Below are 2,347 nucleotides of genomic sequence, written 5' to 3'. Positions count from 1 at the left end.
GTGCGGCGCTCAGGAGAGGCGGAACACGTCCTTGGGCAGCCGGTACGTCAAGTCGTGCGCGCTCTGAAGCGCTTCGTCCTCCGGCAGGACGTGCGTGGCCACCAGATTGGCCAGAAAACCGCAGTCGACGCGGCGAGCCATGTCGTGCCGGGCCGGGATGGAGCAGAACGCCCGGGTGTCGTCCACGAATCCGGCCGTCTTGTGGATGCCGGCCGTGTCGGTCACCGCCTCGCGGAAGCGCCGCATCGCGCCCGGGGTGTCGAGGAACCACCACGGGGCGCCGAGGAAGACGGAGGGGTAGAACCCGGCCAGGGGCGCCAGTTCACGCGACCAGGTGGTCTCGTCGACCGTGAACAGGACCATGCGGAAACGGGGATGGGTGCCGTAGCGCTCCAGCAGGGGGCGCAGTGCCTGGGTGAACTCCACCGCCAGCGGGATGTCGTGGCCGGTGTCGGGGCCGAACACCTCCGAGGTCGCGCGGTGGTGGTTACGGAGGACGGCCGGGTGCAGTTGCATGACGAGTCCGTCGTCGCAGGACATCCGTGCCATCTCACTGAGCATGTGCCGCCGGAACGCCGTCTGTTCCGCGACGGTCGCGGTGCCGTTCAGGGCCGCCGTGTAGATGCGGCGGGCCTGGGGGTCCGTGAGGGGTTCGCTGCCCGCGTCGGCGGGGCCGTGGTCGGTCGCGGTGGCGCCGTGTGCGATGAAGTAGGCGCGGCGGGCCTCCAGCGCGGCGAGGTATCCCTCGTAGTGTCCGGTGTCCTTGTCCGCGGCCCGTCCGAGGTCGGCGACCCGCTGCGTCCAGTCGGCGGCGGCCGGGTCCAGGTAGCGGTCCGGGCGGAAGGTCGGGATCACGCGTCCGTTCCATCCCGGGTCGGCCGCGAGCCTGCGGTGGGCGTCGAGGTCGCTGCACGGGTCGTCGGTGGTGGCGAGGACCTCGACGCCGAAGCGCCGGAACAGCGCGCGCGGCCGGAACTCCGGGGTGGCGAGCTTGTCCGTCAGCTGGTCGTAGAGTGCGTCGGCCGCCTCGGGCGTGGGGCGGGTGAACACCCCGAAGACCTCGGCCAGTTCGGCCTCGAGCCAGTACCGCGAGGGGGTGCCGCGGAAGGCCCACCAGTGCTCGCAGAGCAGCCGCCACACCTCGCGGGGCGACGGCTGCTCCCCGCCGTCGCCGTGGGCCAGGCCCAGGCGGGCCAGGTCCACGCCGTGGGCGTGCAGCAGCCGGGTCACGTAGTGATCCGGCGTCACGAGCAGCGACGCGGGGTCGGTGAACGGCACGTCGTCGGCGAGGAGTACGGGGTCGATGTGCCCGTGCGCGGACACGATCGGCAGGTGCCTGATCTCCTCGTAAAACCGCGAAGCGAGGCTCCGGACCGCGGGGTCTGCGGGCAGGAGCCGGTCCGGGTGCAGTTCGATCTTGCTCATCTGTTCGCTCCGATAGCTGGTGGGGGGCACCGGCTCAGCCGGTGCGGATGCGTGATGAGACCCCTCTTCGGGGCCGGCGGCGGGTCACTGCCGGGCAGGTCCGGAGGACCCGCGGATCTGAAGATGGGAAGGGAGGAGGACGTGCCGGCGGGGGGCCTCGCTGCTGCGGCGGTCGAGCCTCTCGAGCAGCAGGCTGACAGCGGCGCGTCCCGCGTCTTCTATGGGGGCCGCCAGGGTCGTCAGCGGCGGTGAGCAGAAGTCGGCGCCGAAGATGTCGTCGTAGCCGACGACGCTGATGTCACCCGGGATGTCCACACCGCGCTCGGCACAGCGGCGCAGAGCTCCGATCGCCAGCAGGTCGTTGAAGGCCACGACAGCGGTAGCACCGTGCCCGATCGCGGCGTCCGCCGCGGCCGCGCCGCCGTTGACCGAGGGCGGGAACGGCCCGAGCCGGGTGGCGACGAGCCCCAGCCGCCGGGCGGCGGCCGCCAGCGTGCGCCAGCGCCGGGCGTCCGCCCAGGATGCCCGTGGGCCGGCGAGGTAGGCGATCGACCGGTGGTCCAGGGAGGCGAGGTGTTCGACGATCTGCCGAGTGCCGTCGTCGTTGTCGACGACCACGCTGGGGACACCGTCCACCTCCCGGTTGAACAGCGCGCACACCCGCTCCACGGACAGCTTGCGGACATCGGCGTCCGGCAGCCGCGACGAAGCGAGCACGAAGCCGTCCACGGCTTGGGCGAGCCGCTCGAGATGCCGCTTCTCCAGCTCCACGGACTCCTCGGTGTCGGCCAGGACGAGCGTGTAGCCGGCTGCGCTCGCCTGGCGTTCCGCTCCCCGGATGATGCCGAAGAAGACCGGGTTGGTGATGTCGGGCACGAGCAGTGCGACCGTGCCCACACCTCCAGGCTGCGGTGTCCGTGTC

General features: G+C 71.8%; 2 protein-coding genes. Both read right to left on the bottom strand.

The features are described from left to right. Nucleotides 1-9: 9 nt before the first annotated feature. On the bottom strand, nucleotides 10-1,425 hold the full coding sequence (gene uxaC / locus ACRDP3_RS02755; RefSeq protein ID WP_431515184.1) for a glucuronate isomerase: 1,416 nt from the start codon (nucleotides 1,423-1,425) through the stop codon (nucleotides 10-12). 84 nt (nucleotides 1,426-1,509) lie between these two features. Beyond that, nucleotides 1,510-2,347 (bottom strand): LacI family DNA-binding transcriptional regulator (locus ACRDP3_RS02750; protein ID WP_431515183.1); only part of this gene is annotated, 838 nt, incomplete at its 5' end.

Source organism: Streptomyces sp. (assembly GCF_050698815.1).
Taxonomy (GTDB): domain Bacteria; phylum Actinomycetota; class Actinomycetes; order Streptomycetales; family Streptomycetaceae; genus Streptomyces.
The sequence above is the reverse complement of the archived record's forward strand: the minus strand, read 5'-3'. Positions and strand labels throughout refer to the sequence as shown.

Bases quoted from the DNA above. Each gene is read 5' to 3' on its own strand.
- uxaC (WP_431515184.1), bottom strand. From the start codon at position 1,425: ATGAGCAAGATCGAACTGCACCCGGACCGGCTCCTGCCCGCAGACCCC.